This window comes from Streptomyces mesophilus, from assembly GCF_040300965.1.
In the GTDB taxonomy this organism is placed as follows: domain Bacteria; phylum Actinomycetota; class Actinomycetes; order Streptomycetales; family Streptomycetaceae; genus Streptomyces; species Streptomyces mesophilus_A.
Window position 1 is genome coordinate 1 of sequence record NZ_JBEPEW010000304.1, and the last position, 2246, is coordinate 2246.

Consider the following 2246-nt stretch of genomic DNA (forward strand, 5'->3'; position numbering starts at 1 on the left):
GGCCCTCGGGGCCGACGGCGGTGAGGTCGGGCACATGGGTGGTGTCCGCGGTGGGCTCGGGGCCGCCGCCGAGGCGCTGGTGGGCGAGGCGCAGCAGTTCGGCGCCGCCGTCCGCCTTGACCTTGGCCTCGAAGGCATTGCCGCGGATGAACGCGAACTGCGACTGTCCGAACCCGGACGGCGAACCGAGCGCCTCGGCCAGTGCGGACTTGTCCACCCCGGCGCCGTCGAGCAACGCGCGCCTGCGGCAGCCGGGGTTGGCCGCGAGGGCGGCAAGCGCCCGGGCGTCCAGGGGCTTGGGCGGGGCGGCGGGGCCGCGCAGCGCGGCCAGCCGGGCGCGCAGCGGCTCGGTGGTGGTCGGGATTTCGCTCACCTGCGAGAGTCTCGCATTTCCCACTGACACCATGGGTGCGTTGCCCGGGGGCGGTCGGCTTTCGCGGGGTGGTGACGGACCGTTTTTGCAAGGGGTCCGTATGCCTTTCGCGCCACCCGTCCGGCTATTCGCGGCATCCGTCCGCGGCCGCGATCATCCGGGCCGCCTCGCCGAGCGCCTCGCGCAGAGCCGCCGGATCCGTCACCGGATCCCCGTCGGTCGGCGGCAGCAGCCAGCCCGCTCCCGTGTCCGGTGCGGACGGTGACGCGAGGGGCAGCCCGCGGCCTGCGGTCTGCGTACAGGCGGAGCCCGGAAGGTCCCAGCCGTCGGCCGTGCCGGCCGGCACCACGAAGCCGAGGGTGTCGTGGCTGTCGTCGTGCAGGACGGGGCCGACCGCGGGGGCGCCGCGACGCAGGATGTCCACGGCTTCGAGCCCCTGCCGCGTCGGCACGGTCACCAGATCGCACTCACCGGGAGGCGCACTGTGGTCCAGCGTGGGCCGGTGCTGTGCGGTCGAGGCCGGGGAGGCCGGCGGCGGGACGGGTTTCGGGGCGGGCACGGTCGCTTCCAACAAGGGGACCCCTCCTGGCTCAGGACGCTCATGGTCTGGGAGTGCTCACCGGATGCTCGTGGTCTGGGAGCGCTCACGGGGTGCTGGTGCTGGGGAGTGCTCACCGCATGGTTCAACGCGCGGCCAAGTCAACGGCTACGGCGTCGAATCGCCGCATTGGATGGCAGTTCATGGCGGATCGTGGCTGGGATTTCCGGTTTGTAGCAAAACTCTGCGTGCCGCACCCGTCACTCCCGGTACGTTCGTTGCCCCGCCGGAGCCACCCGAGCGTGACGCCGGAACACCGTGAGCCGTGACGAGAGGGCTGGTCCATGGCGTCGGCCTCGAGGACTTCACCGACTTCACCGGCCGGGACACCCCGGCCGAATCTCGCTTTCCGGATGCTGCGCGGCAGCCTGTCGCCGGGTGAGTTCGCCGCTGCCGTACGCAGGGCCGCCCGCGAGATCGGCGAACGGGTCTCGTGCGACGCGCGCTATATCGGACGGGTGGAGGCGGGCGAGATCCGCTGCCCCAACTACGCGTACGAGCGCGTCTTCCTGCATATGTTCCCCGGCCGCGCGCTGACCGACCTGGGGTTCGCACCCCGTGAGACGGTCCGCGGCCGAGGGGCGCGCACGGCGGCCCGGGCGCCCGCCCCGCACGCCGAGCTACCGCGGGTGCCGGCAGAGCTCCCCGTACCGAGAACGCCGTCCGAAGCGCCAAGGGCACCGTCCGAACTGCCAGGCACCACCCCGTACTTGAAGCACCCCGAGGAGAGCGACGTGCTGCGTCGCGTGTTCATGACCGGCACCACGGCCGCGGTGGCCACCGCCTCGCTGAGCCTCGCCCGCACCCCCGGCGGCGAGCGGCCCCGGCGGCGCGTGGGCGGCCCGGAGGCCGATGCGGTGGAGGAGGCCGTACGCAGGATCCGGCTGCTCGACGACCGGCACGGCGCCGACGGCCTCTATCAGCGGGCGGCCGCACCGCTGCGCAGCGCCTACGCCCTGCTCGACGAGGGCACGGCGCGCCAGTCCGTCACCGACCGGCTGCAGGCGAGCGCCGGTGAACTGGCCATCTCCGTCGGCTGGTTGGCCCATGACTCGGGCCGGTACGAGGACGCGCGCTCGCATTACGGGGAGGCGCTTGCCACCGCGCGGCTGCTCGCCGATCCGGCGCTCGAGGCGCATGCGTTCTGCAATATGTCGTTCCTGGCCCGCGATGCCGGCCGTCCCCGTGAGGCGGTACGGGCGGCGCAGGCCGCGCAGCGGGCGGCCGGGCCGCTCGGCTCGGACCGGCTGCTCTCGCTGCTCGCGATGCGCGAGG

At 73.6% G+C, this 2246-nt stretch carries 2 protein-coding genes and 1 pseudogene; 1 reads left to right on the forward strand and 2 read right to left on the reverse strand.

Annotated features, from left to right (window positions below; all coding sequences use genetic code 11):
• A pseudogene (locus tag ABT367_RS41260) lies at positions 1-406 on the reverse strand (hypothetical protein); the annotation flags it as partial.
• A 91-nt stretch (positions 407-497) separates the two neighbouring features.
• On the reverse strand, positions 498-932 hold the full coding sequence (locus tag ABT367_RS41265) for a hypothetical protein (RefSeq protein ID WP_434975657.1): 435 nt from the start codon (positions 930-932) through the stop codon (positions 498-500).
• 323 nt (positions 933-1255) lie between these two features.
• Between ABT367_RS41265 and ABT367_RS41270 the strand changes: the two genes are divergently transcribed.
• The coding region (locus ABT367_RS41270) for a hypothetical protein (RefSeq protein WP_352259101.1) at positions 1256-2246 on the forward strand (991 nt) is incomplete at its 3' end.